The sequence below is a fragment of the Methanoculleus sp. genome, from assembly GCF_035363275.1.
Taxonomy (GTDB): domain Archaea; phylum Halobacteriota; class Methanomicrobia; order Methanomicrobiales; family Methanoculleaceae; genus Methanoculleus.
Genome location: NZ_DAOSET010000089.1, coordinates 1 through 4,810, shown reverse-complemented (window position 1 = coordinate 4,810; position 4,810 = coordinate 1). Strand labels below are relative to the sequence as shown.

The following is a 4,810-nucleotide window of genomic DNA, read 5'->3' as shown; positions in this document are numbered from 1 at the left end:
AGCAGCAGGATGAGCCGGATCGAGAGGTCGCGGACCTCCTGCCGGGTCTCCGGGGGTGGTTGAGGCATCCCGGGGATGTTGGGGAGGTATTCTCATTAAAAGATACTGCAGGGATCTAAACGGGCAGCAGCAGTGTCCTTATTTGCGTTTGCCGCAAATACCTAGTCATACACTCCCGGCAGGGGGTATGGGCGATGGCAATGAAGCAGGAAGACGAAAAACCCTACTCGCGAAGATTCATCCTCTTGCTGGTCACCGTCGTCACGTTCCTCAACCCGTTCACGGGCTCCGCGATCAACCTCGCCCTCCCTGCTATCGGCGGTGAGTTCTCTGCCGACGCCGCCGCGCTCGCCTGGATCTCCAGCACCTACCTCCTCGCGTCGGTCATCTTCCTCCTCCCGGCAGGGAGGCTCGGCGACTCACGGGGGAAGGTCACCGTCTTCCTGCTCGGGGTCGTCGTCTACACCGCCGGCTCCCTCCTCACCATCTTCACGCCCACGCTCGAACTGCTCCTCGTCTTCCGCTTCCTGCAGGGGACCGGCGGCGCCATGATCTACGCAAACAGCGTGGCCCTGATCACCCACCTCTACCCGCCCGGCGAACGTGGCACCGCTATCGGGCTGAACGTCACCGCCGTCTACGCCGGGCTCTCGCTCGGGCCGTTCCTCGGGGGTGTCCTGACCCAGTTCTTCGGCTGGCGAAGCATCTTCATCATGACCGCGCTCCTCGCCGTCCCGGCTCTCTTCTACGCGAAAAAGTTCCCGGCGTTCTTGAACGAGCAGCAGCAGGAGCACTTCGACACTCCCGGGATGGTCCTCTCCTCCGCCCTGATCCTCTGCCTTTTCCTGGGCCTGGCCTCTGCGACCACCCCGGTCGGTCTGGCGCTCCTCGCGGCAGCCGTCGTCCTTGGGGTGGTCTTCTTCCGGGTGGAGCGGCGGCAGCCCTGCCCCCTCCTCCCGGTATCGCTCATCGAGAAGAACCGGGTCTTTGCCGCCTCGAACGGTGCCGCCCTGATTAACTACAGCGCCACGTATGCGGTCGGGTTCCTCCTCTCCCTCTACCTTCAGTACGTCCGGGGCTACGCACCCGTCGCCGCGGGCACCCTGCTCCTGGTCCAGCCGGTGATCCAGGTCTTCGTCGCCCCGGTCTCGGGCCGCCTCGCCGACCGGATACAGCCCGGGGTCGTCGCCTCGGTGGGGATCGCGCTCTCGGCCGTGGCCCTCTTCGGCTTCTCCCTCCTCTCTCCGACGACGCCGGTCGCCGCGATTGTCGCTCTTCTGGTCCTGCTGGGTGTGGGGGTCGGGCTCTTTTCATCCCCGAACACCACCGCCATCATGGGCTCTGTCACGAAGCGGGATTACGGGTGCGCATCCGCGATGACGGCAATGGTGCGGTCGCTCGGCATGATGCTGAGCATGGGAGCGGTGCTCGTGGTTTTTGCGGTCATCATGGGGGCGACCGTCGTTACGCCGGCGGTATTCCCGGAGTTTCTGCTGAGCCTCCGGCTGGTCTTCCTCGCGTTCGCGGTCCTCTCGGCCTTCGGCGTTCTCCTCTCGCTCCGAAGAAACAACGTCTGATAACGGGTGACGTATATTGCAAACGTGGCCCTCTGGTTCCAAAAGAAACCGTTAAAACTCCCGACATCCTGTGATCTCTTGATCGGATGGAACTCGCAATCGGCAGGGCCGGTGAACGGGAGATTGCCGTCGATGCCCAGGAACTGGTCACGGGAAGGACCTGTATCATCGCGCAGTCGGGTGCCGGGAAGAGCTGGGGCATCGCGGTCCTCTGTGAGCGGCTCCTGCAGGCACGGGTCGGGTTCTGCCTCATCGACACGGAGGGGGAGTACTCCTCGCTCAGGGACCGGTTCCCTCTCCTCTGGATCGGTTCAGGGAACGACTGCGACGTGGATATCGGGCGGGCGAACCTCCGGGAACTGATGCAGAGCGCGATCTGCTCCCGGTCGGCGGTGATCTTCGACGTCTCGGAGACCAATATGCAGGAACAGGTGGTCCTCCTCGCCGATGTTCTCTACGACCTGGAGAGCGAGTTAAAGAAGCCCTTCCTGCTGATCGTGGAGGAGGCGGATAAGTTCATTCCCCAGTCGGGGACCTCTATCAAGAAGATCGAGGAGATCTCCCGCCGGGGGCGCAAGCGCGGGCTCGGCCTCTTAGTCGCGACCCAGCGGCCGTCGCTCGTGACGAAGAATGTCCTCTCACAGTGCAACAGCCAGATCATCGGGAAACTCTCGATCGAGAACGACTTAAAAGCGGTCAGCCTCTTCTTTTCGTCCCGCAAAGAGGTCGAAGAACTCGCGGATCTCGAGCCCGGGGAGTTCTTCGTCATGGGCGGGCTCTCCCGGGAGAAAGTGAAGATGCGCTTCGGGCAGCGGCTGTGCGAGCACCGGGGGCTGACACCCCGCCTCACGCCCGCTCCTCCGGTCATGCCGGCGGCCCTGCCCGAGACCCGTACTCCCCCAAAGAGCGATCCACCGCGTGAGAGCGATCCGCCCCCGAAGAGTGATCCGGTGGACGTGAAGCCGCCCGCCTCCGGTGAGGCGGTGGTCCCGGTGCTCCTCCGCGAGGAGGCACTTGATATTGCCATGGCGAGACGGAAACGCCGATTTTTTCTCCTCGAGCCTGAAGAGCGGATCGTCTCGGGTGTTCTGGTCTACCGGCCGCTTCACCGGGTTGAGGTCCGCTACATCGGCGGATTGATCCGGAAGGCGACAAGGACGGCATCGTTCGTCATCGACGGCGAGACCGGCAGCGTCGTTGAGGTGGACCGGGGGCTGACGGTCAGGCCGGGGTTCTCGGAACTCCTGGGGCTTGACGAGGCCGCGGTGAAGGTTGTCACCGGGCTCGCGAATGGCGGATCGACACAGATCGAGATCGAGGCCGAGACCCGTCTTGCGCCCGACGTGGTGAAGAAAGCCCTAAAAAGCCTGACGAAGGCGAAACTCATCACGGAGATGAAGACGATGGGCGATGCGGTGGTCTACGTGCCCCTGCTTGCTGAAGAGATCCCGGCGCTCTCCGCCCTCCGGCGGGGGGCGGACCTCCCGATGGAGCCGTTCCGGGGTACCCGCCCCGGGGCGAAGGTTACGGAGGCCTCGTTCCGGACCGTCTTGAAGGGGCTTGAGCCGACGGCGGAGATCGTCGACTTTCAGACGATCTACTACCCGGTCTACGCGATCCGGTTTGTGTCGGAGCACGGGGAGCGCTCGATCGTCCTCGACGGCTGCACCGGAAAGGAACTCTACTTCCCGGCCCCCTGACCGGAGCGCTTATCCTCTCAGGGGTCGACGATCAGTCTGTGCCCCCGCCGGCCGCGAGCCGGGAGGGGAAGAAGGTGAATGCTCGATGGATTCCTACCGGTGCAATCTCTGCGGCTACGTCTATAACCCTGCGATTGGCGACTCCGCCCATGGCGTCGCGGCGAATACGGCCTTCGAAGACCTTCCGGACACCTGGCGGTGCCCCCGGTGCGGTGCGCCGAAGAGCCGATTCTCGAAGCTCTGATCCACAGATACAAAATTCTTGATCACTGTTCAGGCCTCCCTGTGAGGGAACGGTTTCCCTCACCTGAACTGGAAGCCCGGAGTTCCCCCCGCAGATATCCCGACCGGCGGGGCGCTCTGCCGGCTGCCTCATCGGGCGGAATTCTGCTGCACGGCCCCGAAATCCGGTGGAACCGGTGTCCTTTGTCCTCAATGGTCTTGCCGGCAGGAGACGTCGTCTCCGTTCTCCTGACCGGAGTACTTATCCCTCCGGGGTACATGGGTGCCGTGCCCCCGTCGACGTTGCGACCGGTCGGGGCGATGAGGTGAAGAGATGATGGATTCATCTCGAACGGGCAAGGAGACCCCCTGCGCAAGCGGGGGGAGGAATTGCCCGCAGCGACCCCCTCCGCGGCGTAGCTCCAGTCGCCTCCGTAGCGGAGCGAGAAGAGAAGGGGGACAAGCGCGTCGGCGTGTATCCCGAGCACCGGGCGGCGAGGGCGGCTTCCCGGGCGACAAAGACGAGTTCTTCCCGGATATCGTCGGCATTCATCGATTCGCCCCTGCGGCCGGGAGCCGGATAAATGCTGTGCCGGTCAGCAGAACCGGTCGTCCGACCGCACGGTGCGGGGGTCATCGCCGGTGGTGGCCAGCCACCCGGACCGTTCGTCAGGGTAGGCGTCGAACGCCGGGACGTAGGGCTTGATGTCGAGGACCGGGGTGCCGTCCAGGATATCCACGTCCTCGACGGTGAGCGTCGTGCCGTCAACGGCGACCAGTCTGAGAATCGAGAGCCCGATGGCGTTGGGGCGGCGGGGCGCCCGGGTCGCAAAGACGCCGTGCGGTGTTTTATCGAGGAACGGGACCACCTCGAGCGCGTACCCCTCCGAGCGGTGGAAGTGGTAGAGGAGGATGATCCGCGAGAATCCGGCGAGATCTCTTAGTCCGGCGGCATACACCGGGTCGAGTTCGATGGTGCCCCGGACCCCCCGGGCGCCAAGGGGCTGGATGGGCATATTGCGGGGGTCGTGGAACGGGGAGCGGACGGTGCCGACGGGGGTGAAGGTGATCCCGGTCATGGGGTACCTCTCTTGCCGGCGAGGCGAAGAGGGTTTGCATCCGGGTTGACATGGGAAACGGTTATTATCGTCCCATGCGTTCACATGCTCTCTATGGAAGACCTGTTAGCGGTTCTCTCCGATATCGAGAAGCGAGCCTGGAAGGCTGCTGACACCCGGGACGTAGAGTTCTACCGTGATTATCTCGCGCCGGAAGCCCTCGTCGTCAGCCCCTGGGGCATCCTGGACAGGG

At 64.1% G+C, this 4,810-nt stretch carries 4 protein-coding genes; 3 read left to right on the top strand and 1 reads right to left on the bottom strand.

Annotated elements, in window-relative coordinates:
• Positions 1–194: 194 nt before the first annotated feature.
• From PLN84_RS12520 to PLN84_RS12510, 3 genes are all read left to right on the top strand, one after another.
• On the top strand, positions 195–1,577 hold the full coding sequence (locus tag PLN84_RS12520) for an MFS transporter (RefSeq protein ID WP_292383201.1): 1,383 nt from the start codon (positions 195–197) through the stop codon (positions 1,575–1,577).
• An 86-nt stretch (positions 1,578–1,663) separates the two neighbouring features.
• Positions 1,664–3,277 (top strand): DUF87 domain-containing protein, encoded by a 1,614-nt coding sequence (locus tag PLN84_RS12515; RefSeq protein WP_292383199.1) that lies wholly within the window; start codon positions 1,664–1,666, stop codon positions 3,275–3,277.
• 85 nt (positions 3,278–3,362) lie between these two features.
• On the top strand, positions 3,363–3,521 hold the full coding sequence (locus PLN84_RS12510; protein ID WP_292383198.1) for a rubredoxin: 159 nt from the start codon (positions 3,363–3,365) through the stop codon (positions 3,519–3,521).
• Between the two features lie 574 nt (positions 3,522–4,095).
• Here the strand turns inward: PLN84_RS12510 and tsaA are convergent.
• Positions 4,096–4,578, bottom strand: a complete 483-nt coding sequence (tsaA, locus tag PLN84_RS12505; RefSeq protein ID WP_292383197.1) for a tRNA (N6-threonylcarbamoyladenosine(37)-N6)-methyltransferase TrmO — start codon at positions 4,576–4,578, stop codon at positions 4,096–4,098.
• Positions 4,579–4,810 lie beyond the last annotated feature (232 nt).